This is a genomic window from Pseudomonas sp. Fl4BN1 (assembly GCF_009908285.1).
In the GTDB taxonomy this organism is placed as follows: Bacteria; Pseudomonadota; Gammaproteobacteria; order Pseudomonadales; family Pseudomonadaceae; genus Aquipseudomonas.
Map to the genome: position 1 here is coordinate 78,654 of NZ_JAAARM010000022.1, position 23,526 is coordinate 102,179.

Genomic DNA, 23,526 nt, shown 5'->3' on the forward strand with positions numbered 1-23,526 from the left:
GTGCTGTCCGGTTACTTGTCTTTGGGGAAGACGGTGCCGAGGTTGCGCCAGTTGTCGTTGGAGGCCTGGGCGTCCTTGTTCCAGTCGGGGTAGGTGCTCATCATGTCCGGCACCTGGGCCGGCCACCAGCAAGGGTCGGAGCAGCCGTAAAGGTCGGCCTCCATCGGCTGGCAAAGCGACGAGACACCGCCAAAGGCATCGATTTCCCAGCCCGGGTCGGTGGTCGAGGCGCAACCGGCCACGGAGTTCATCGCCAGCACTTCTTCGATACGGTCCTCGGCGGCGGCCTCGGCCAGTTTCTGGGCTTTGTTATTGATCGGCTTGAGATGCTTCATGTCAGTGAGCCTTGCGCGGAGTGATGTAGCTGCTGATGAACGCAGGGTTGTGAGCCATGATCCGGCTGTAGACTTCGATGCCGAAATCCACCCAGTCACGCATCAGATCGCAGTAGTGATAGGTCGGGTGCGCCGGGTCGCCGTAGCGCGCATAGCTCTCGTGGTAGCAACCGCCAGAGCACAGGTTGCGGATCCGGCAGCTGTCGCAGCCGGTGTTGGTACGGTCCAGGCGCTGGGACAGGAAGTCGTTGAGCTCCATCTGTTTCACCCCGCCCTCCAGCACATTGCCGAAGGTCGGCAACGACGAGCCGGTGAAGCGATGGCACAGGTTCAGCTCGCCCTTGTGATCCACCGCCAGCATCTTCAGCCCGGCGCCGCAAGGCAGGGCTTTCTTGTGGCCCTCATGGATGTCGGTGATCAACTGGTGCAGGTTGGAGAAGCCGATATTGCGGTGCTCCAGGGCCGCATCCAGGTAACGCTGCCCCAAGCGCTTCATGCTGGCGAAGACCTCGATCAGCTCTTCGCTGCTGAGGTTGAAGCTGCTGATGTCCCCCGAGGTCACCGGGGCGAAACCGACTTCGGCAAACCCCAGCTCGTTGAACAGGTGGTCCCAGATGGTCTCGACATCGGTGACCCCGGTGGTCAGGGTCACTCGCGCCCCCACCGGGCGGCTGTTGTAGCGTGACAGGAGCATTTGCGCCTTGCGTCGCACCACGTCGTAGGTGCCCTGCCCGCCCACGGTGATGCGGTTGCGGTCGTGCACGGTCTTGGGCCCGTCGATGCTCACCGAGAGCCCGAAACGGTGGGCATTGAGGTAGTCCACCACTTCCTCGGTAAGCAGGGTGGCATTGGTGGTCATGACGAACTCGACGAACTTGCCCGCCGCGCGAAAACGCTGCTCGCAGTAATCGACCATGGCCTCGATCAGCTTGCGGTTGCTCAGCGGCTCGCCACCAAAGAACACCACGGTGAAACGCTCCTCGTCCGGTGATTCCTTGAGCAGCATCTCCACCGAGGCGATGGCGGTTTCCAGGGCCATCTTCTTGCCCGCCGAGGGCTTGTCCAGGTCCTCCTTATAGCAATAGGTGCAACTCAGGTTGCAGCCGGTATTGACGTTGAGCACCACGGTGTTGATCGCGGTGCGTTCGACCCGTTTGACGCCGATCTCCGGGGTCAGTGGCGAGCCGTCGCTGACCAGCTCCAGGGCGATCAGTTCACGCAGGGTGTCGCTGACGTCCGCGCCGTCATAGTCGCCCGCCAGTCGCTGGATCAGGTCTTGCGGGCTACAGCCGGGCCCGCGCAAGGCATCGATGATGCTGCCGGTCAGGGCATCGCTGGCGAACAGCGAACTGCTGGGGATGTGGAACAGCATGCGGTTGGCGTCCACCTGCACTTCGTGCAGGTTGCGCTCTACCAGGTTCAGAATGGCGCCCATTACAACCTCCTGTGCCGGCCCCGGCTGCGGGGCCTGCGGTGATTACCTGAAAATATCGGTCGGTAGCACTCAACAGCACTCAGGGAATGGGTGGATTGTTCCAGCGTTGCACGGTGACGATCAGGTGGCCTTCGCCGGTCAGGGCCTTGCCGGCGTCATCCACGGCGGCGATCACCTTGAGGTTGCCGGCGTTGTTGGTGGACATCTTGCGCTGCGGGTTGGGCCCGGCATCCCCGGGGGTGAACACGCCGCTGTCCGCCTGCATGGTGCCGGCGAACCGCACGTCCTCATCCTTGGCCGCCTGCTCATCGAAGGCCTCGACCTTCCACTGCGCCGGCACCACGCCGATGCGGTACGGCTTGCCATCGACGCCCTTGCCCCAGGCTTCGGCATCGAAGCGGCCCTGGACCTTGGGCGTCGAACCGCCGCCTTCACCGATCCGCGCCACGGAGAATGCCGGCACCACCTTGACCTCGGCGATATGTTTGTAGACCGCCAGCGTCACACCCTTGAGGTTGCCGACACTGACCTGCCGTACACCCGGCTGGGCATCAGCGGCAGCCTTGAGCTTGAGGCGGATGCGCCCGGGGCTCTGCTCCAGCACCTGCACCACCTCGACCCCCTTGCCGAAGCTCGGAGTGCCCGCGAGGCCCGCGCCCACCAGGGTCACCTCGGCCTCTTCACCGGCCTTCAGATAACCCGGTTGCACTGCCAGGAGGCGGTTGCTGTCCTGCTTGGCGGCGATGAAGTCGAGGCCGCGCTCGTCGTGCTCGGCCTCGAACATCCGCCCTTGCAGCGCGCTGCCCTGGGCCGCCAGCACCTGACGCATGACCACACCATCGACGGTGACATTGCCACGCCATTCATAACCGTTGTAGAGGATCGCGCTGCCCTCGCCATTCAACGGGCTGCCGTCGGCGTACTGGCCCTTGACGCTGACCTTGAACTGATCGCCGTCCCCGGCGCTGACGCTCATCACCCCAGCCAGCTCACCCTTGCCCGGCAGATGGCCGCTGAAGCTCCAGTCCCCGGCCAGCGCCGCCGCTTGCGGACGGGCCTGTTGCCAGGCCTTCCAGGCCGGGTTGTCGAGGGGATAACGCTTGGCCAGCAAGGGCACCATTTCCTTGAGGGCGCTAGGCAACCACTCGCGGTCCCGGGACAGCGCCTGGTACTCCAGGGACGGCCACTGGCCGAGGTGGAAGTTCACCAGGCGCTCCCACTCCTGGGCCGGGCGCCGCTGCAGGGCGATCCGCGCGCCGGAGTGGCAGCGGGCACACATCTGCGTGGTCTGCTCGTCGAAGTGCTCGACGGTGTTCAGCCGCCGCTCCAGGGCGTAGCGCACGTCGTCGGTCTCGCTGGGGGCCAGACCCTGGGTGTCGGCCAGGTACTTGACCAGGGTGCGACGATCGTCATCGCTGATTTTCAGGCCATGCATGGTCTGCATGCGGGCAATGCTCATCAGCCAGCCTTCCGGGGTCTTGCGCTGATGGCTGATGCGGCTCAGGGCTTCCCCGGCCTCGGGGGTGTGACAGCCCTGGCAGGTTTCCTTGAGGATGCTCTGCGCATCGCGCGCGGCGAAACTCGAAGGGGCATGCAAGGCGCTACAGGTGGCAATGGCCAGCAGGCTGGCGCTCAGCCTCAGGCGCAGTCTTCTCTTCATCAACGTCGAACCTCCCACGGTGCTTTCTTATTTTTAGCGAGTCGTTTTTATGGTTTCTGCCATGCCCGGCACGCTCGGACATGGAGGCAAGAGAAACGTCTGCAGGTATGCAATACACGGAGCGTGCCAGCTTATAAAAAACCCCGGATTCAATGACTTGGGCGACGACGCCGAGCAATGGCGGACGGCCGGGTGTTACTCGACGTTCTATTTCGCGACAAACGTCTCAGTCTGAGACAGCGATTACCGAGCGCCAAGACTGCCCGCCAGGCCGGCGGTGCGGCTGTACCGATGGTTTTCTTTGCAATTGGCTCTTGCATTTATCCAGCGGCACCGCAGAATCACCCGCGTTTTTGCCCGCCCCGCCATACGGGGCGCGCTGTACTCCCCTCATCACAAGGAACTTGAAGTTCATGGATAGAAGCGCCAGTGCCCGTCTCGGCTCGCTGATCCTCTCGTTGTCTGCTCTGGCCCTGGTCGGATGCAAGGAAGAAACCAGTCCCAAGACCGCAGCCGTCGCTGCGGCCGCCGCGCCGGCGGCCATGGTCATGCCGATTTGCGCCAATGGCGAATGCGCGGTGCTGGACCAGGACGGCAAGGTGCTGATCAGCGCCGACAACGACTACGACGCCGTGGTCGCCCTGCCCCTGGACAAGACGTTCCTGTTCGCCAAGGACGGTACCTGGAACCTCAGCAGCGCCGATGGCAAGCAGACCCTCAAGGCGGCCTTCACCGACGACCTGCGCCTGCTGACCCCGGGCTATTTCGGCTACGGCCAGGACGGCAAGCTGGGCATCCTCGACCAGAGCGGCAAGCAGATTCAGCCACCGCGCTTCGACGATCTGTACGTGGGCGGCAACGACGATTTCATCGTCTACGAGATCGGCGGCAAGCGCGGCATCCTCAGCGCCAAGGGCGAGGTGGTGACCGACGCCGTGTATGACAGCAGCATGGTGCGCGATAACTTCGCCAAGCGCGGCTGGTGGATGCTTGCCGAGCGCGGCGAGGAAAAGTGGGCGCTGAACCTCAAGACCGGCGAGCAGAAAAAGATCGACTTCGACAGCATCGACTCCTTTGCCAACCAGCATCTGGTGGTCAGCACCGAACAGGGCAAGGCCCTGGCCGATGCCAAGGCCCAGCTGATCAGCGCCGCCACCTACAACTGGATGGGCGAACCCGGAGACGGCCTGGTGGCCTTCCGGGAAAAATACGACAGCCCCTGCGGCTACATGGACTTCCAGGGCAAGACGGTGATCCAGGCCCAGTTCGGCAGCTGCCAGGTGTTCGGCAAACAGGGCGCGCTGGTCACCGCCAAGAATGCCGACGGCACCTCCGGCAAGGCCGGGGTGATCGATCGCCAGGGCCAATGGAAGGTGCAACCAGTCTATGACTCGGCGGACCCGGCCGGCTTCAGCCCTCTGGGCATGTTCCGACAGGTGCCGGGGCTGAACCAGGTCGCGGTGCTGCAGAACGTGTTCAGCGCCACCTTCGGCATCTTCGATGTGGACAAGGGCGTCGAGCTGTTCAAGCCCACCTACGCCCAGATCGGCGCGATCAACGCCGACCTGTTCGTCTTCAGCACCGCCAACAGCCCGACCAAGCAGGCCACCCTGTTCGGCCAGGCCACCCAAGTGCGCACCGTGGGCCTGATGGACGCCAGCGGCAAGGTGCTGCTGGAGCCCGGCCAGTACGTCGACATCCGCCTGGATAACAGCGGCCATTACCTGCTGGCCACCGATGACACCTCGGCCCTGGCCACCTCGGCGCTGTACGACCTCAAGGGCAAGCGGCTGATCCCCGGCAAGTGGCAGGAACTGGTGGTGGACGAAGCCCGCGGCGCGATCTTCGGTTATGCCGTGGAAGGCATGGGCGACGACCAGTCCCGCAGCCTCAAGGCCCTGTATCGCCTGGACGGCACCCCGAGCTTCCAGGTCAGCCAGGTGGATTGCGGCGCCGAACAGGTGCACGACGGCCATGACCAGGTGCTGTGGCCAGCCAACCCTCAGGACCACTGCCCGCAACCCGACGAAGTGGAAGACCAGGGCGAAGGCGACAACGCCCAGGGCTGAGGCCCTGAGCGAACCGGTCACGGTTGCGATCAAGCCTGTTAGGATGCGGGCTTGATCGTTTCAGCCAAGGGGCCCGGATCGGGCCCGACAGGAACTGTCCCATGCTCAAAGCTCTGCTCTTCGACCTCGATGGCACCCTGACCGACACCGACGCCCTGCACCTGCTGGCCCTTCAGCAGTTGCTGCTGGAAGAGGACGGCCGGACCTTCAGCCAGGAAGAATTCGAAGCCCATGTCAGCGGCCAGGCCAACGCCAATATGTGCCGCTACCTGTTCCCCGAGCGCAGCGTGGCGCAACATGAAGCCTTTGCCGAACGCAAGGAAGTGCGCTTTCGCCAACTCTCCCCGCAACTCAAGCCCGTGCCCGGCCTGCTGCGCCTGCTGGATTTTGCCGAGGCGCATAGGATAGGTGTCTGCGTCGTGACCAATGCCCCTCGGGCCAACGCCGAGCACATGCTCAAGGTGCTGGGCCTGCAGGAGCGCTTCGCCCACGTGTTGGTGGCCGAAGAGCTGCCGCGGGCCAAGCCCGACCCGCTGCCCTACCTCAGCGGCCTGGAATGCCTGCAGGCCAGCGCCGATCAGGCCCTGGCCTTTGAAGATTCGATCCCCGGGCTGACTGCCGCAGTCAAGGCCGATATCTGCACCTTCGGCCTGGCCACCAGCCAGCCGCCACAGACCCTGCTCGACGCCGGCGCCCATCAGGTGATCCACGACTTCGACGACCCGCAACTCTGGGCCGAGATCCAGCGCCGGCTCAATCTGCCGGGTTAAACGCCTGGGCCCGAGGCGCCAAGGCCCGGACCAGCGCTCGCAGTTTCTGTGGGTTGCGCACCAGCAGCAGGCGCACCACCTGTTGCCCGCGCACCTCGCAGGTCAGCAGCATATCCAGCCGTTCCCGGTGAAACACCAGCAGCGCTGGCAGCCCGTTGCAGCACTCGACCCGCAGGCTGAAATCGTTGCTGAACTTACCCCGTAGCCCATGAATGAAACGCTGGACAGGCGCCGCCCCCTGGATCGGCCGCAACGCCGCCAATACCTGGCCACCACCGTCGGACAGCAATTGCGCATCCGTGGCCAACAGCTTCAGCAGGGCCTCGGTGTCGCCACTGAGGCAGGCTTGCAGGCAGTCCTGGGCCAGTTGTCGATCCGCCTCCTGGGTGATTGACGGCGCTTGTTCGGCCAGGCGCAGTTGGGCCCGTTCGAACAGCTTGCGACAGGCCGCCGAACTGCGCCCCAGCAGAGCACCCAATTCGGCAAAGGGATAACCGAAGAGCTCACGCAGCACCCAGACCACCCGCTGGGTCGGGGTCAATTGCTCCAGCACCAGGAGAAACGCCAGGGACAGGGTCTGCCAACGGCCATGCACGTCCTCGGGCCGGGCGCTGTCAGGCACCTCATCCAGCAGCGGCTCCGGCAACCAGGGTCCGATATAGAGCTGTTTGCGTCGCCCCCGCAGTTGGTCCAGGCACAGGTTGCTGAGCATTCGCGTCAGGTACGCCTGGGGGTTGAGCGGTTGCAGGTCCAGGGCCTGCCAGCGCAACCAGAGATCCTGCAGCACATCATCGGCTTCGCTCTGGCTGCCCAGCAGCCGATAGGCCAAGGCTTGCAGCCGTGCTCGTTCGGCAAGGAAGAAGCCCAGGTCACTCATATCGATTCCTTATCCAGCACCGTACGCGGCCAATGATAGATCGCCCGTCCAAGGCTCAGCTCCCAACGGGGCGCCACCCAGACCAGGGTGCACAGCATCCATTTGATCAGCGCCGCGCGCCAGCCCCCCAACCAACGAGATTGCGCACGATCCCGAGCATCGGTCAGTTGCCAGATGCCGTCACCGCGCCCCAGGCTCAGGCAACGCAACACATAGGCAAAGGCAAAGGGTTGTGGCTGGCGCCCTTGCAGCCAGTCGCCCATGGCTTCTCCGGCATGTCCGCCACTGGGTAACGCCGTGGCGCAGGACAGGCGCAGCAGTTGCCCGTCGGTCAGGGTCGCGGCGCTGCAATCCCCCGCCGCCCACAGGTGGTCGTAGCCTTCGACGCGCAGGTCCGCGCCGACCCGCAAGCGCCCCTCTGGGGTCAGCGGCAGGCCGCTTTCCAGCAGCAGTGGATTGGCCCGCAGACCACCGCACCACAGCAGCCGGTCGGCACTGAGCAAGCGCCCATCCTCCAACTGTGCAGCGTCCGCTTGCAGACAGCGCACCCGCCCCCGCAGCAGTGTCACCTGCAATTGCCGCAGACGGCGCTCGGCATGCTCCCGGGCCTCGCGGCAAAAACCCCGCAAGGGCTCCTGGCTACCCAGCAGGCTCACCTGCAAGCCGCGGAAACGTTGTGCCAGCTCACTGGCACATTCGACCCCGGTCAGGCCGTTGCCGATCACCAACAAACGCCCACCCCGGGCGGCCAGTTGCTGGAGTTCAGCATGACGCGCTGCCAGGGGCTGATCGAAACTCAACTGCCACAGGTATTCAGCGCCGGGCACTTGGCTGCCTTGACTGACACTGCCCAAGGCGCAGATCAGCCCGCGATAGGCAATGATCCGAGGTCCTTGCAAGGTCTGTACTTCGACCTGCCGGGCCGCTGGGTCCCAGGCACTGATCCGCGCCTGGAGAAACTCCACCCCGGCCCTGGCCAGCAGCGGCGCCAGGGCTGCACGCTTGACCCGCCGGCCCGCCAGCGCTTCATGCCAGCGCACCCGCTGCTGAAAATGCCCCTGATCGGCAATCAGCAGGATGCGCGCCTTGGGCACCTTGCGGCGCAGACGGGCAGCCGCCAACAGGCCGGCGTAGCTGCCGCCGAGAATCAGCAGGGGTAGATCGGACATGAGCAACTCCTTGTGCAGTAAGTCCATCCAGACGAAACAGCACGGCGGAATGTGACGCGCCATTGGCAAATGATTGATCGAGGTGTGTAAACAGCCAGAAAGGACAGCGGGATAAACGAGGAGCAGAGAGGAAGGAAGCTACAGGCGGGATACAGCAGGAAGGAAAAAGTGCTCGCCCATCACTTCGGCAGTGGCACCTAAGCCGAAGTACCCCCTTTGGCTGGGCGAGCAGGAGGGAATATACGTGAGCGTCCCGGGCAGGCCTATCGGACCGATCCTAAAACGCGGTGCGACTGGAACTAACACTCGTAAGGTTTTTCCTCGGCACGACTTTTTTTTCACGGGGCTTTCACCTCGCGCTGCCTAGATTGATAGCCACTCCTTAATGAATCCCATTTGGCCCGCGACACTGCGGGCTTTTTTTTGCCCGCACGCCCTGTCGCTGCGGGGGATTGGCCCCAGGCTGTCGGCCAGCTGAACGAAGTCACGCCAGCCCTGCCGTCGTCCACTACCCTAGTTACAATTTGAAACCTTCACCCTCCCCTCCAGGTCGACGCCATGACTGAAGACTTCGAAGTGCCCAGCCCCCACGAAAAGCACCTGGAACACGTGGCCGAACACGCCCATGTGCGCAATGACAACTTCGCCAGCAAGATCGCGGTGATGACAGCGATCATGGCCACCTTGGGGGCACTCCTGAGTTATCAGGCCGGCTCCACGGAGAGCATGGCGGCGATGGACAAGAACAACGCCGCGATGAAGAAGACCGAAGCCGCCAACCAATGGAACTACTACCAGGCCAAGTCCAGCCGGCAGAACCTGGCGGAGCTGGCGACCCATATTCCCGGGCTCGATGCCGCGCACTACAGCATCGAGGCCCAACGCTACCAGAAGGAAAAGGAAGCGGTGCGCCTGAAGGCCGAGGCCCTCGAAGCCGAGGCGCGGGAATGGGACGAGCAGTCGGAAGCTGCCCTGCACCAGCACCATCGCTGGGCCCAGGCGATGATGGCGATTCAGATCGCCATCTCGATGGCGGCAATCACCTTGCTGACCCGCAAGGAATGGCTGAAGAAACTCGCCTATGGCGCCGCCGGAGCCAGCGTGCTGCTGGGCTCGCTGGCCTGGTTGCATATCTAGCCGCCGCGGCCCTCGCCGGCGCGACATGACCCAGATAACCATGCGCCTGTGCGTCTCTTGATTCTCACGAGCTGTCGCAGTTTGCGAAAAACCGGCGCCTGCCTGGCGCCGGCCCCTCCTCCCAAGCCCCCTGAAAACCGGGCCTGAGCCAGCAACGCGGAACTGGCATAGCCATTGCGAAAGCCCCTGCCTCACCTACAACAAGAGGCTTCGCCATGGCTATTGCCCCACTGCTCGCCGCTACCACGGCCTTTATCCAGCGCGCCCCGCGCATGTTGATCGGCGCCGACTGGGTCGAGGCCGCTGACGGCCAGACCATGTCCCTGCGCAACCCGGCCACCGGCGAACAGCTGTGCCTGGTGCCCCGGGCCACGGTGGACGATGTCAACCGCGCCGTATTGGCGGCACGCCAGGCGTTCGATGATTCACCCTGGACTCGCACCCGGCCCCGGGAGCGGCAGAACCTGCTGTGGAAACTCGCCGACCTGATGCAGCGCGACGCAGAGCTGCTGGCCCAGCTGGAATGCCTGAACAACGGCAAGAGCGCCGCCGTGGCCCAGGTCATGGACGTGCAGCTGTCCATCGACTTTCTGCGCTACATGGCCGGCTGGGCCACCAAGATCGAAGGCAGCAGCGTCGAGGTCTCGATGCCGCTGATGCCCGACGCTCAGTTCCACAGCTTCATCCGCCGTGAAGCGGTGGGCGTGGTGGGGGCCATCGTCGCCTGGAACTTCCCCCTGTTGCTGGCCTGCTGGAAGCTCGGTCCGGCCCTGGCCACCGGTTGCACCGTGGTGCTCAAGCCCGCCGATGAGACGCCACTGAGCGCACTGAAGCTGGCCGAACTGGTGCAGGAAGCCGGTTACCCCGACGGCGTGTTCAACGTGGTCACCGGTACCGGTATCACTGCCGGCAGCGCCCTGACCCACAACCCCCTGGTGGACAAACTGACCTTCACCGGCTCGACCGCCGTGGGCAAGGAAATCGGCAAGATCGCCATGGATTCCATGACCCGGGTGACCCTGGAACTGGGGGGCAAGTCGCCGACGATCGTCATGGCCGACGCCGACCTGGGCAACGCGGCGGCCGGTGCCGCCAGCGCGATTTTCTTCAACCAGGGCCAGGTGTGCTGCGCCGGTTCCCGGCTCTATGTGCAGCGCAAGCATTTCGACAACGTGGTGGCCGACATCGCCGGCATCGCCAATGCCATGAAACTGGGCAACGGCCTGGATGCCAGTGTCGAGATGGGCCCGCTGATTTCCGCGCGGCAACAGGAGCGGGTCTACCGCTACATCGAGATGGGCCGGGAAAGCGGCGCCACCATCGCCTGTGGCGGTGAACAGTTCGGGCCGGGGTATTTCGTCAAGCCAACGGTGATTGTCGATGTCGACCAGAAACACTCCCTGGTCCAGGAAGAGATCTTCGGCCCGGTGCTGGTGGCAATTCCTTTCGACGATGAAGCCGATGCCTTGCGCATGGCTAATGACAGTCCCTACGGGCTGGGGGCAAGCATCTGGTCCAACGATCTGGCGGCGGTGCACCGGATGATTCCCCGGATCAAGTCCGGCTCGGTATGGGTCAACTGCCACAGTGCACTGGACCCGGCACTGCCATTCGGCGGTTACAAGATGTCTGGCGTTGGTCGGGAAATGGGCCATGCGGCGATTGAGCACTATACCGAGCTGAAATCGGTGTTGATCAAGCTCTAACCCGCGCCAATCAGGCGTTCGCGCCCCCCGCGAGCGCCGCCTGCAACAGCCCAGACAGCCCCTGTCAGGGAGCGCCGGCCGCTGGCCGGCGTCCCCCCGACCAATGCCCGGTTCATGGGTAAAACGGCTGCTACGCTCAGCGCGAGCCGACCCGCCACCTGGCACAGGAGCCCGGCTCATCAACCTGCAACGCCTCAAACCACCGAAAACCTGAGGAAAGCATCATGAGATCAAATGGAAATGATCACGACTATGTCCAGTGCGGTTGCCACAACCCGATCTGGAACGCTTTGAAGGACACTCTCGACCCGGACAGCCACTCCGCGAGTCAGCCACATAGCGCACAGGATCTGGCAAAGGAACTGACCGGCGAATCCATCATCTTTACCGGCGGCACCATCTACCCCATGCGCCACGGCAACATGGACGAACGCGTCGAGGCCCTTGGCATCCATGCCGGTGACGTTGTCGCATCAGGCACCCTGGCCGTCGTCGAAGCCCGCATGAAAGCCCTGGGCATTGCCTACAAGAAGCAGTCCCTGGGCGGTAAAACCCTGTTGCCCGGCCTGGTCGAACCCCACGCGCATATCGTGCAGAGCTGTGCCATGGAAGGCTGGCTGAACCTGGGAGCGGTTGATACCGAAAACCCTGATGAAAAGAAGAACCAACGACTACGGCCCGTCTATGACTGGGGCTGGTTAAAAGACACCATCCAGAGCCACCTCCCCAAGGACAACTCGAGCTGGATCCTCGGACACATGGTCGATCCGGCACTGATGCCCTTCGAAGTCGTCCCTGGCGGCCAGAACAAACTCATCACCTTGCAGTGTGGCTCCGGCGACGTCGGCAACCTGGACACTATCGACCAGCAGCACCCAATGCTGCTCATCAGTGCATCCATGCACACCGCCTACCTGAACACCGCGGCGAGCGAGGCGGTGTTTAAAAAGACCGGCATCCAAGCCAAAAACGGCGTCCTGCAGGAAGGCGACGTGTTGTCCGCCATCAAGGCCATTCCCCTCAAGCAGAAGCTGGAAATGCTGAAGGTCTTCAAGCGCCTCGACGACTATTTCGACAAAGCGTCCCGCCGCGGGATTACCCTGCTGTATGACGCGATGATGGACCCCATGTCGAAGCGGGTATTGACCGCCTACTTCCTGACTCACCCGAGGAACCTCCGGATTGGTTACGCCGCCGCCTGCGATGGCTCGGCCGATAGCATCAAAGCGCTGCCGCGCTACCAGCCCGTCAGCCGAGAAGAGGCCAAGCGTTTCTATCAAGGCTCGGTCAAGCTGGTGTCCGATGGTTCCAATCAAGGGCTGACGGGCTACCAGGCCACGAAATACTGCTGCAATGCGGCTAGTCCGCTGGGCAATTTCAATTTCTGCGACACTGCGCAGCCGACACCGGTAAAAATCCCCGAGACCTACAAGAACCTCGTGCGCAATGCCGTCGAGACTGGCTGGCCACTGATGATTCACGCCAACGGCGACCGGGCCATCGAGTTCACCCTGCAAGCCTATGAGGATGCCTTGCAAGGCCAAAGCGGCCTGGAAAAACGCCATCGCATCGAACACTGCTCGCTGCTGACCGAGAACAGCCTCGCGACCATGAAGCGCCTGGGCCTGTCACCCAGCTTCCTGATCGGCCATGTCGGGTACTGGGGCTACTCCTTCAGACACGCCATTTTTGATAAAAAGGCCGAAGTCATGCTCGACCTGTGCCAATCGGCCCTGGAGCAGCAGCTGAAGATCTCCCTGCACAGCGACTGCTCGGTAACGCCACTGGGGCCCCTGCGCTCCATGGAGCAAGCGGTGACCCGCAAGATGGAAGGCATTCGTGATACACAGCAGCCTGCGCAGTTCATCAGCGACCCTCGCAAGCAACCGATCCTCAACGAGGCCGAGTGCCTGACCCGCAAGCAAGCCTTGAAAGCCATCACCTATGACGCGGCCTGGCAGTGCCATGCCGAAGGCTGGACCGGGTCCTTGCAGGACAAAAACTTCGCGGACTTCGTGATTCTCGAGCAGGATCCGCTGGACGAAAAAGTGCCGGCCACCTCGATCAGGGACATCAAGATCTGCGAAACCTGGAAAGGCGGCCAGCGGGTGTACCTCAATCCCGGTAGCTGACCGCTAGCCATCCTAAGCCGGGGCCTGTCTGGGCCTCGGCTTACAGCTTCAAATCGGGACGACACGCTCTGGATGAGCGCTGTGCGGATCGCGAACAAGCCCGACCGGCGCCGTGGAAAAGGATCGACGCAAGACTGCTCGCGCTAAACCCGCCCCGCGCCCTCATGGCCGATAGCCCTGTCCCAGCAACCAGCCGCGCACCGCCCTGCCCTGTTCTTCGTCCAGGCCTGACAAGGCTGCGTGGGACGATTGTTGCTGCAACCGACGCAGCACAGGCGCCAGCTCAACACCTTGCACATGCCAGACACCCAACGGCTGGTCAGGGGTAATCACCACCTCAACTTCATCCACCAGGCCATCGCGTAATACCGGGGCGCGCTCGATGCGCAGGGCAGAGAAATCCAGCGTATTGTGCGCCGGCCGCTGGTCCGGCCATTGCCGGCGGGCCTGCCAAAAAGGCTGCTCGGGCCAACGCTGTTCGTCGGCGTAGAAGTCCCGGCCGATGCGGGCAAAACGCAGGAACAGCTGCTCTACCCGCTGCCGGTGAAACTGCCGCGCCAGGGCCGCGCGCTCCGGCCGTTGCAACAGGGTGTTGATCACTGCCGGCGCCTGCAAGGCCGAGGACAGGGATTGGAAAATCCCATTGCCCGACAGCGGGTCCACCGCCATGGCCGCATCGCCGACCCGCAGCCAATTGTCGCCACACACCTGGGGACTGAGGATCGCCGTACTGCTGCGGGCATGCAGGTGCAGGTCGTGCTCCTCTGCCCCGGCAAAAAAAACCTCGGCCAGGGGCGAACTCCGACGGCGCTGGCGACAATACTCCAGCAACTGCGCCTTGCCCGGCAGGTCAGCGCTGGCCACATCCACCGTAAGCTGCCAATAGCATTGGCCATCCGCTCGCCGGGCCATCCAGGCCCAGCCATCCTCCAGACTGTGCACGGCGCTGGCCGCACGGCCGCGCGGCCCCTGCCAGCGGTTGAGCAGACTGACGGTTTCCGGCCCGCGCAGGCCTGAGCCCTCGCCCTGACACAACACCTTGCCGAGCGCAGGAGCCTGGCGCCCGCGGGCCTCCACCAGAAACTCGCCGAAGATCTGCTCATGTCCCTCCACCTGGACCCGATGCCCAGTGTCGGTGGACTGCACGCCCAGCACCCGCCCCTCGATCATCCGCACTCCAGCCAAGCGCAAGGCGTCGCGCAGGCCACGGTCGAAGGCCGGGCGGTCCAGCAGGTATTCAATGTTCTGCGCATGCTCCTGGCCGTTCCACGCCACTTGCCGCTGGGAAGGTTGCAGGGCCTGGGCCAGCGCCTGTTCCAGGCCGGCGCCGCGCAGGGCCTCCAGCACCCGTACCGAGACGCCTTCCAGGGCCGGAAAACGCCGCCAGTCACTGACCAGGGTCACGGGGTAATCGAGACGCCGCAACCCCAGTGCCACTGCGGCACCGGCCGGGCCGGCGCCGAGAATCAGGATCGCTGGCATGACAGGTGTCGCCGTTCAGGACCATGGTAAGCAGCTTGCGCTTGCAGCCACTGGCGAATCTGCGGATGGCTGGCGCCGGGATGTGTCTGCAAGTAGGCGGCGATATGCCCGCTCAAGGCGGCGCATCCCAGGCTGGCACCGGCTTGCCCCGGGCCGCAACCTCGCACACAGGCGGCAAAATCCGCTTGCGCGGTGTCCAGCCAGGACCATTGATCGGCGCTACAGCGGGCATCACCAGTCACTCGCAACACCCCGGGATAGCTGGCCGGGTACACCGGCTCACCCTGGGCCGGGCTGGAGGCGCAGAGCAACACGCCGCGAGCGGCAGCTTCGGCGCAGGCCTGACGCAGTAGCTGGCGATCCTGGCGCAGGCCCAGGCTGAGGTTGATCAGGCATACGCCCTGCTCCAACAACCAATACAGCGCAGCGGCCACTTGCAGGGCACTGGTGACTCCGCGCTGGTCGAACACCTGGGCCACGCACAGGCGTGCCGCCGGTGCCCGCTGGCGGATGGCTTCGATCACCGCACTGCCATGGCCCAGAGCGTCCTCCTGCAACTCACCCTCCTCCAGCCCTCGCGGCGTCAGGAAGAAACGCCGACCGGCATTGACCGGCTGATGTGCGGCATGGCCACTGTCGATGACGCCAATGCGCAACTCAGGCTTCATGGGCCACCGCCACGGTGTGCAGTACGCCGTCCAGCAGTTCGAAGCGCTGGTCGGCATCGGCCAGAGTCGAAGGCCGATGGCTGATGAGGATCCGCGTGCGCCCGGCAAACAGCCGGTCGATGGCCTCGATCACCTCGCGCTCGGTGGCCTCATCCACCGCCGAGGTGGCTTCGTCCAACACCAGGATCATCGGGTCCTGGAGCAAGGCACGGGCAATCGCGATACGTTGTTTCTGCCCGCCGGAGAGCTGCTGGCCGCGCTCGCCCAGGGGGCTGTCCAGGCCTTCGGGCAGAGACTCGATGAGACTTTGCAACTGCGCCAGACGCGCCACTTCGGCCACCGCTTCGCGGCTGGCATCGGGCACGCTGTAGGCCAGGTTGTCCGCCAGGCTGCCGCGAAACAGCACGATGTCCTGGCTGACTACCGCTACCCGGTGGCGCAGTTGCGCCAGGTCCAACTCTCGCAGATCGATCCCCCCCAACAGCACCTGCCCGGATTGAGGATCGTGGTGGCGCTGCAACAGGTCGATCAGGGTGCTTTTACCGGCACCCGAAGCGCCACTCAGGGCCACTTTGCGGCCATAGGGAATCCGCGCCTCGATGCCGCTCAAGGTCACGGCACGGCCAGGATGACTGAAGTGCACTGCCTTGAAGTGCAACTCGCCATTGTCCGGCACCGGCCGCGGCGTTTGCGGTGCGCTGATGCTCGGCTCTTCGCCCCGCAGTTCCATGACCCGGCCCAGGCTCACGGTCATGCGCTGGATTGCCACGTACAGCCCCAGCAAACTCTGCACCGGCCCCACGGCCATCCCCAGATAAGTGGAAAAGGCAATCAGCGCCCCCAGTTGCCAGGTGCCCTGCACCACCCAGTAACCGCCAATCAGGAACGCGCAAGCCCGAGACAGCGAGGTCAAGGTGCCAGGCACCGCCTGGGTGAAGAACTCGGTGACTTGCAGCTTGAGCAACTGGCTCATGTAGCCCTGGCCGAGGCGATCCAGGCGCTGGGCTTCGCGTTGTTGCTGGCCGGCGCTCTGGATGAATTTCATCACCGGCAGGGTTTCCACCATGAACGACGACATGTCCGCCGAACGCTCGCGCAACTGGCGCACGTCACGTTCCACCTTGCGCCGCATCCAGCGCAGCCAGAGCACGTCCAGGGGAATCAGCACCAGGGCCAGCAACGAGAGTTTCCAGGACAGAGTCAGGAGCATCGCCAGGGCCACCACCAGGCCGATCACGCTGGACACCGCGGAGAACAGCGAGTCCACGGCGAAGCGCTGGATCTCCGCGACATCGCCGTCCAGGCGCGACATCAGGTCACCGATCCGCCGCTGTCCATAGAAGCTCGGCGACAGGCGTTGCAGGTGGCGGTACAGGTCATCGCGCAGGGCAAACAGAATGCGCCCGGACAAGCGTGTATGCAGGTAGCGGTTGACGCCCGACAGCAAGGTGCCGAGCAACCCGGCGAAAATCATCAGGCCGGCGATCAACACCAGCTTGGAAAAGTCTCGGGCCAGCAGGCCATCGTCAATCAGCAACTTGGTCAGCCAGGGTTGCACCAACACCAGCAACGACGCGCACACCGACAGGCCCAACAAGCCGCCAATGGCCAGGCGATGAGGCCGGACGAAACTGTAGAGCCAGCCCAGGGCGGCGCTCAGCGCCTGGGGATCGCGGCTGTCCACCAGCCGAGTGATCAGGCGCTGCATCAGCAGCGCAACTGTTTGAGTTTGCGGTACAGGGTCGCGCGGCTGATGCCCAGGGCGTCCGCCGCGGCCGATACGTTGCCCTGGTGGTTGTCCAGGGCGCTACGGATCAACTCCAGTTCGTTCTCGCGAATGCTTCCGGTCTGTGGCCGCTCGCTGGCATTCAGGTCGTCAAGCATGCTGTCCGGCAGATGCTCGAGGCCGATGTGGGTTTCCCCCTCTTCGCGCAAGGCCAGGGCGGTGCGCAAGACCATCTCCAGTTGCCGGATGTTGCCCGGCCAGTGGTAGTCCACCAGCAGCCGGCGCAGGTCCTCGGCGATCGCCACTTCGGCGCCGCCAAGCTTGCTCAGCAGTCTGTCCAGCAGGGTCGCCAGATCCTCGCGCTCGCGCAGTGCCGGCAGCAGCACGCTGATGCCGTTGACCCGGTAGAACAGGTCTTCGCGAAAGGCCTTGTCCTGCACTTGCTGCTTGAGGTCGCGGTGGGTGGCGCAGATCAGCGCGACGTCGATGTCCTGCTCCTCGCCCGCGCCCAGGGGCGCCACCTTGCGGTCCTGCAGCACCCGCAGCAGTCGCGCTTGCAGGGCCAGCGGCATGTCGCCGATCTCATCCAGAAACAGAGTGCCGCCGTGGGCCTGTTGCAGGCGTCCGATCATCCCGCCCCGGCGCGAACCGGTGAAGGCGCCTTCGCGGTAGCCGAACAACTCCGACTCGATCAAGCCCTCTGGAATCGCCGCGCAGTTGACCGCGACAAAGGGTTTCTCGGCGCGGCTGCCTGAGCGATGCAGGGCCCGGGCCAGGACTTCCTTGCCGGTTCCGGTTTCGCCCAACAGCAACACCGGCAAGCCATTGGCCAGGCCTTGGCGGGCCATGCGCAAGGTCCGTGCGTAACGGCTGTTGCCACCGGCCAGGGCTTCCAGGTCTGGTGGCATCGGTGCGGTTTTGGGTGGCGCACTGCGCGGCCCACGGTGCAGATTCAACGAAGGCTGTGGTGCCCGCAGGGCCTTGTAGAACAGCTCGCCCTTGGCGGTCTGCAAGCTGCCCACTGCGCCTTGCTGCAGGCGCGCCAGCAACTGCAGGCCGTCGACCCCGAGAAACTCCTCGCAACGGCGTCCGACCAACGCGGCGCGCGGAGTGTTGAGCAATTGGCAGGCCTGGCCGCTGGCCGCCAGGACCTGCCCTCCCAGGCTCAAGGCCAGCAGCCCTTGCCACGGCGACTCCAGGTATTGCCGACGGCTGTGGAAAGCCAGGACGATCTGTTGCGGATAGGAGGCATAGAACACCCGGGCCTCGATCTGGCTGACCGCCATGGCCAGCAGCGCGGTGCTGTCCTGGGCACGCCCCAGCGGGCCTTCACGGGTCAGGTCGAGGACCCCGAGGATCTCGCCCTGGGGACACTGGATGGGCACCGAAGTGCAGGAGAAATGACTGAGACGATCCAGGTAATGCTCGCCGCAATCGATCAGGGTTGGCCGGGCTTCCACCAGGGCCGTGCCCAGGGCATTGGTGCCGCGGGTGGCCTCGCTCCAGCAGGCGCCAAGGGTGATGTCCTGCACGCCGCTGTCCTTGAGCCGGTCGGCACGCCCTTCGATCGCCAGGATGGTCGCGTCGGCGTTGGCCAGGATGATCATCCCGTCCTGGCCCTGGTGCTGGGTCAGGTAGTCGATGGCCGGTGTCGCTGCGTCCAGCAACAGGCGGTTGCTGGCCAGCAGCACTTCCAGGCTGGCGCTGGATTCCAGGGTCAGTTGGTGTTGACTGCCAACGTGCACGCCATGACTGAGGCTGCGTCGCCATGAGGCATCGATTTCCGCACGCAGGACCCCGTCGGGGATCTCGCCTTCCAGGTGGAGCCGTTCCCGGGCCAGCCGGGCTTCATGTTGCTGCTCACCCTTTATTGTTTTTATAAGAGTCATCAAGCGCTCCGAATCGGTCCGCCCGCTGTACCCGCTCCACTCCCTTGGATTGCGCGAGGCACGCAAGCCGTGGTCAATGTCTACTCCGGGTACAAAGGGCAGTAAAGGGAAGTTTGGCTCGTGGCCAGCCTGCCTTTGCAGAAGCAAAACCTGCGCCACGAGAGAAACTGCGCCCGCGCATCTTGACGTTAACGTAAAGCGAATGGCAAGTGCCGTATGGCGCTTGCGACGGCCACCCTCAGCCGCTAACTACGCAGCCCCCGGGAAAGCTCGCGCAACCACGGCAGCACCTGCAACCCAGGGCGTTGCACAGGCGGATCGATGATCGCCATCAACTGTCTGAGCGACTCGCTCCCTGGCGCCCCCGGCAGGCTGATCTGCACCGCCGGCGGCAGCGGCTGCGGCATGGGTGGCAGCTGTGCCTGCTGATTGTCATAGATCAGGGCGTGGTGAATCAGCGGGTTGTCGCGGCAGAAGGCATCGAGGTCGATCTTTCGCTCGGCGACCAGCGTGGTGCTGATGATCAACAGGTCGAACGGCCGGCTGGCCAAACAGGTCAAGATTTCGATCTCATCGAACGACTGCACCGGGGCTATTCGGAAATACCCCAGCTGGTTGAGGATCTTTTCGATTTTCAGGCGCTGGAAGTGCTGATCGTCAGCGACCAGTATCCGCAGAGTCTTGTTGGTCATCGTGGCAAACCGTGATGGGAGTGTGCAGTGGATTCCTGATGTAAATCAGCTGAGACGCCGCCAGCGTATCGAGTGCGGTAAACCCGGTATGCAGGAATTTTCCCAAGCCATCAGGGGGGATTGGTGAGCTCCTGGCGCTTCAGGCACAGATCCGTTGTTGCCCCAGCCAGTGCAGCAGTTGCCCGCCGCTCATTGGCCGGGCGCACAGATAACCCTGGCCCGTGGTGCTGCCCAGCCGCAGAAGCTGCTGACGCTGTTCTTCGGTTTCGATGCCCTCGATCACCACCGACATCTCCAGTGCCCGGCCCAGTGCCAGGGTGCTGGCGATCGCCGCCTGACAGCGCGGTTCGTGCCCGAGCGCCCGGACGAACTCGGCATCCAGCTTGATCTCGGTAAAGGGCAGCGCACACAGACGCTGCAACGAGGAAAACCCCGTGCCAAAATCATCGATCGCCAGGTAGCAGCCCATCATGCGCAGGCGCACCAGGTTCTTGATGCTGGTCTGCGTGGCTTGCAACAGCCCGCATTCGGTCAGCTCGAAGGTCAGGCCCGCCCCTGCAGCGCCATGACGCTTGAGCAGAGCCTTGATACGGGGCGCCAGTTCATCGTTGGTCAACTGCGCGGCCTGCAGGTTGAAGGCCAGGTTCAGCGCATGCCCCTGGCTACGCGCCTGGCGTTGCAGGTCCAACGCCTGCTCCATCTGCCCGAACAGCAGTGCGTCCATCAGCCCACACCGCTCCAGCAACGGTATGAACGCCGCCGGCGACAACAGGCCCCGGCCGGGGTGAACCCAGCGCGCCAGGACTTCCACGCCGCGAACCTGCCCCGTGCGCAGGTCGAACTTGGGTTGGTAATAGGGCTGCAACTGGCCCGCCTGCAGGGCACGCCGGAGCTCATGTTCCTGGATCCGCTCCGGGGCCGGCGCTGGGCCGCACCTGGTAGCAGGCGCAGGCAAGTGCTTTTTTAGCAGGGCCTGCAGGGCCTCCATGCACAAGGGTTTGCCGACATCGCCAAGGAACTCCAGCCCCAGCAGGGAAATGATTTGGCGTACCGAGCGGCGCACATCCGCCGAGAGCGAGCTGCTGAGGATGACCGAGCCGACCTGGCGGGTATCGCCGGCACACTGGAGAAACTCCAGGCCGTCCATGCCCTCCATGCGCAGGTCGCACAGGGCGATATCCACCGGGCCCACCTCCTGCAGAAGCGCCAGGGCCGCGGCCCCGTCGGCGGCTTCAAACACTTCGCGGCAGCCCAATTGCCGCAGCATGCTCACCGCCAAGCGACGTTGAAAGGAATGGTCCTCGAGGACCAGGACACGCAATGGAAATCTGCACATGGAACAAGGCTCCGAGTGGGAAACAGACGCGGCCCGGAGCACCCTTCCGCATCGCGGGAGGACGCCCGGCCAGCGTTACTGGTAGTTGATGGTGAACACTGCCGAGGCATTGGCCGGCCCCGCCGTGACGCTGCTGGCGGTCTGGATGTAGCGCGCCCGGAGCGCAATGTCGTAGCTGCGGCCTTCCACGGCACTCGGGACAATGCCGCTGGGACGCAGGGTGGCCAGCGGCAGCGGCGTACCCACGCGGTCCGCCACTTGCACGCCGACGCCCGTGGCGGCAACGGCGTCGCCAGGGGCGCTGGGGTTGAGGCTCAGGATGCCAAGGGTTGGGTTGAGCGCGGGCCGGGTCGCATCCAGGCGCAGCATCAGCACGTTGGCATTGGGGGTACGGGTTGCAACCGTGCCATCGCTCCTCCAGCTCGGGCCGCCGCCTCGGTGCGTACCGTGAAACGCCGGACAGTTGTTCAGGCTGATGACAAAGTCCTTCCAGGGCGTGGCGCTGTTGAGCCCGGAAAACTCATGGGTCATGTGAGTGCCCATGGGCACCGCGACATCCGGGGTGTCACAGGTGCGGGATACCACGTTCATGCTGCCGGAGAAGTTGACCCGGGAAACGTCGAGGGTATTGCTGGTCACCCATTTCTGGTCGACCGTGGGCAGTTGCGAGCCCTCGACGGTCCCTGGAGAGACATCGCCGATCTTGATGAGTGACAGGTCAAAGGCCATGGTTCCCTGAACGCTCCAGATGCAATCCGCAGTCCCCCCACCACAATTCGTACCGTTGCCAGAGAATGGAAGTGGAGTACCGCTGTACCAGATCGCCACACCGATACCCGGCACTCCTGATTCATAGACATGCCCCCCCCATGGCGTCCCCAACCAACCGGACAAGGACCGCGGCAGAACAGGAAGCCCGCGGCTCGTCTCGATGTTGTACAGCCCGGCCGAACAGCGGATTTTCACACCGGTCACCGGTGAAAAGGTCTGCCGATACACCTCGGTTCCCAGGGGCACGTCGCGGCCCACGGTGATATTGCCCCCCAGCAACGGCATGGTCCTGACCATCGGCGAAGTGCCGTCGATAAACGTGCAGTCGGCCATCGCCAGCCCCGCCAGCGACGACAATGCCAACACTGCGGCCCCTGCCCTCAAGACTCGTTTCATTTTCATCATTGGCTCTCCCGTACCCCGGCATGCATCTGATCGCTCCGACCTGGACACACCGGTGGCCACAGCGCGAGCGTCAGCCCCAGTGCGCTGACCGGCCCGTCGTTACTGATAATTGATGGTGAACACCACCGAGGCATTCGCCGGCCCCGCCGTGACGCGGCTGGCGGTCTGGATGTAGCGGGCCTTGAGCGGGATGCTGTAGCTGGCGCCCTCCTGCGCGCGCGGGGTGATGCCACTGGTCCGCAGGGTGGCCAGGGGCAGCGCCCCGCCATGGCTGTCGGCGACCTGAAGGCCGATGCCACTGGCCGCCGTCGCATCGCCCGGGGCGCTCGGGTCCAGGCTCAGGATGCCCTGGCCCGGATTGATCGCGGTGCGCACCGGATCGAGGCGCAGGCGCAGCACGTTGCCTTTACGGGTGTTCAGGTCGTCCACCGGCCCCGACTGGTTCCAGCGCGGCCCGACCCCGGAATAGAAACCATGAAAGGCCGGGCAGTTGTTCAGGGCGATGGAAAAATCCTGCCAGGGCGTTGCGCTGTTCACGCCCGAGAACGCCCTCAGATAGTGCTTGCCCATGACCACCGCCACATCCGGGGTGCTGCAGGTGCGGGACACGATATTGATGTTTCCCGAAAAACCGAGGCGCAGGGTGGTCAGCGTGTTGTCGGTCAGCAGGTCACGGATCACCGTTGGAAACTGCGCACCGTTGATCACCCCCGGCGAGACTTCACCGATCTTGATCAGCGACACCACCAGCGCCATGTTGCCGGCACCGCTGTTGACCTTGCAGTTAGCCATCATGTTGTCGCAGTTGGTCATCACCCAGTTGTAGGGCAGCGTGTCGCTGCGAAACCAGATCGCCACGCCGATACCGGCCACGCCGCTTTCATACACCTTTCCCCCGTAGGGGTTACCCGTCCACGCGGACAATGGCAGCGGGGTCGAGGTGAAGTAGTTACGCTCCTGGATCCTCCCGGTCAGGTTGACGCAATGAAGGATCGTATTGGTGCTGGGCATGAAGGTCTGCCGGTAGATTTCACTGCCCAGGGGCATGTCCCGCCCGACGGTGAGGTTGCCCCCCACCAGCGGCATGGTGGCCGTCACCGGCTGGTTACCCAGCGGGTTGTCACTGGCGAGCTGGCAGGTATTGGCCATGGCGCCGGCGCTGGCCAGTGCGGCCAGCAGGCCGGCGACCTGGGTCAGGCGCTTCAAGGAACGTTTTTGTGCTGACCGCGGGTTGGCCTGGCGAGTCATGGTGTTTCCTCCGTCTACG

The 23,526-nt window shown here is 64.2% G+C and carries 18 protein-coding genes; 5 read left to right on the forward strand and 13 right to left on the reverse strand.

All coding sequences use genetic code 11. The features are described 5' to 3' along the window. Window positions 1-11: 11 nt before the first annotated feature. The 3 genes from qhpC to peaA all read right to left on the reverse strand — a co-directional run bounded on the left by qhpC (window position 12) and on the right by peaA (window position 3,430). Window positions 12-335, reverse strand: coding sequence for a quinohemoprotein amine dehydrogenase subunit gamma (gene qhpC / locus GV818_RS22710; protein WP_025126299.1), 324 nt, complete (start codon window positions 333-335; stop codon window positions 12-14). Window position 336: 1 nt separating this feature from the next. Continuing rightward, window positions 337-1,770 carry a quinohemoprotein amine dehydrogenase maturation protein gene (gene peaB / locus GV818_RS22715; RefSeq protein WP_161759048.1) on the reverse strand — a complete coding sequence of 478 codons (1,434 nt, stop codon included), beginning with the start codon at window positions 1,768-1,770 and terminating at the stop codon, window positions 337-339. A 79-nt stretch (window positions 1,771-1,849) separates the two neighbouring features. Continuing rightward, a complete protein-coding gene (gene peaA, locus GV818_RS22720) occupies window positions 1,850-3,430 on the reverse strand; it encodes a quinohemoprotein amine dehydrogenase subunit alpha (RefSeq protein ID WP_161777587.1) in 1,581 nt (526 codons plus the stop codon). A gap of 413 nt (window positions 3,431-3,843) precedes the next feature. Between peaA and GV818_RS22725 the strand changes: the two genes are divergently transcribed. Next, a complete protein-coding gene (locus GV818_RS22725) occupies window positions 3,844-5,499 on the forward strand; it encodes a WG repeat-containing protein (RefSeq protein WP_161777588.1) in 1,656 nt (551 codons plus the stop codon). A gap of 101 nt (window positions 5,500-5,600) precedes the next feature. After that, entirely contained in the window at window positions 5,601-6,269 is a 669-nt protein-coding gene (locus tag GV818_RS22730; protein ID WP_161777589.1) for an HAD family hydrolase, read from the forward strand. Here GV818_RS22730 and GV818_RS22735 read toward each other — a convergent pair. Both GV818_RS22735 and GV818_RS22740 read right to left on the reverse strand, forming a co-directional pair. Further along, window positions 6,253-7,146: a sigma-70 family RNA polymerase sigma factor gene (locus GV818_RS22735; protein ID WP_161777590.1), complete on the reverse strand. Its 894-nt coding sequence runs from the start codon at window positions 7,144-7,146 to the stop codon at window positions 6,253-6,255. The two genes, GV818_RS22730 and GV818_RS22735, sit on opposite strands and share 17 nt — an antisense overlap. Continuing rightward, window positions 7,143-8,315 carry an NAD(P)/FAD-dependent oxidoreductase gene (locus GV818_RS22740; protein WP_161777591.1) on the reverse strand — a complete coding sequence of 391 codons (1,173 nt, stop codon included), beginning with the start codon at window positions 8,313-8,315 and terminating at the stop codon, window positions 7,143-7,145. The genes GV818_RS22735 and GV818_RS22740 overlap by 4 nt, the downstream gene beginning before the upstream one ends. Before the next feature lie 558 nt (window positions 8,316-8,873). On the opposite strand from GV818_RS22740, the gene GV818_RS22745 reads away from it, so the two are divergent. The 3 genes from GV818_RS22745 (at window position 8,874) to GV818_RS22755 (ending at window position 13,290) form a co-directional block, all read left to right on the forward strand. Further along, window positions 8,874-9,452, forward strand: a complete 579-nt coding sequence (locus GV818_RS22745; protein WP_161759054.1) for a DUF4337 domain-containing protein — start codon at window positions 8,874-8,876, stop codon at window positions 9,450-9,452. Window positions 9,453-9,667: 215 nt separating this feature from the next. After that, window positions 9,668-11,158: an aldehyde dehydrogenase family protein gene (locus GV818_RS22750; protein ID WP_161777592.1), complete on the forward strand. Its 1,491-nt coding sequence runs from the start codon at window positions 9,668-9,670 to the stop codon at window positions 11,156-11,158. A gap of 224 nt (window positions 11,159-11,382) precedes the next feature. Further along, complete coding sequence (locus tag GV818_RS22755; protein WP_161777593.1) at window positions 11,383-13,290, forward strand: amidohydrolase; 1,908 nt, start codon at window positions 11,383-11,385, stop codon at window positions 13,288-13,290. A gap of 162 nt (window positions 13,291-13,452) precedes the next feature. Here GV818_RS22755 and qhpG read toward each other — a convergent pair whose 3' ends face one another. The 8 genes from qhpG to GV818_RS22795 form a co-directional block, all read right to left on the reverse strand. Next, complete coding sequence (qhpG, locus tag GV818_RS22760; protein ID WP_161777594.1) at window positions 13,453-14,772, reverse strand: flavin-dependent monooxygenase QhpG; 1,320 nt, start codon at window positions 14,770-14,772, stop codon at window positions 13,453-13,455. Beyond that, the gene (gene qhpE, locus GV818_RS22765; RefSeq protein ID WP_161777595.1) at window positions 14,757-15,440 is read right to left on the reverse strand and encodes a subtilisin-like serine protease QhpE; all 684 of its coding nucleotides are present in this window, start codon (window positions 15,438-15,440) and stop codon (window positions 14,757-14,759) included. Before qhpE ends, qhpG begins: the two co-directional genes overlap by 16 nt. Continuing rightward, window positions 15,430-17,148 carry an ABC transporter ATP-binding protein gene (locus GV818_RS22770; RefSeq protein ID WP_161759059.1) on the reverse strand — a complete coding sequence of 573 codons (1,719 nt, stop codon included), beginning with the start codon at window positions 17,146-17,148 and terminating at the stop codon, window positions 15,430-15,432. Before GV818_RS22770 ends, qhpE begins: the two co-directional genes overlap by 11 nt. Further along, complete coding sequence (locus tag GV818_RS22775) at window positions 17,148-19,055, reverse strand: sigma-54-dependent Fis family transcriptional regulator (protein ID WP_161777596.1); 1,908 nt, start codon at window positions 19,053-19,055, stop codon at window positions 17,148-17,150. Before GV818_RS22775 ends, GV818_RS22770 begins: the two co-directional genes overlap by 1 nt. A 245-nt stretch (window positions 19,056-19,300) precedes the next feature. Beyond that, complete coding sequence (locus GV818_RS22780; protein WP_161777597.1) at window positions 19,301-19,747, reverse strand: chemotaxis protein CheY; 447 nt, start codon at window positions 19,745-19,747, stop codon at window positions 19,301-19,303. 139 nt (window positions 19,748-19,886) lie between these two features. Continuing rightward, complete coding sequence (locus GV818_RS22785; RefSeq protein ID WP_161777598.1) at window positions 19,887-21,083, reverse strand: EAL domain-containing response regulator; 1,197 nt, start codon at window positions 21,081-21,083, stop codon at window positions 19,887-19,889. A 75-nt stretch (window positions 21,084-21,158) separates the two neighbouring features. Further along, window positions 21,159-22,256, reverse strand: coding sequence for a fimbrial protein (locus GV818_RS22790; RefSeq protein ID WP_161777599.1), 1,098 nt, complete (start codon window positions 22,254-22,256; stop codon window positions 21,159-21,161). A gap of 102 nt (window positions 22,257-22,358) precedes the next feature. Next, window positions 22,359-23,507 (reverse strand): fimbrial protein, encoded by a 1,149-nt coding sequence (locus tag GV818_RS22795; RefSeq protein WP_161777600.1) that lies wholly within the window; start codon window positions 23,505-23,507, stop codon window positions 22,359-22,361. Between the last annotated feature and the right edge of the window lie 19 nt (window positions 23,508-23,526).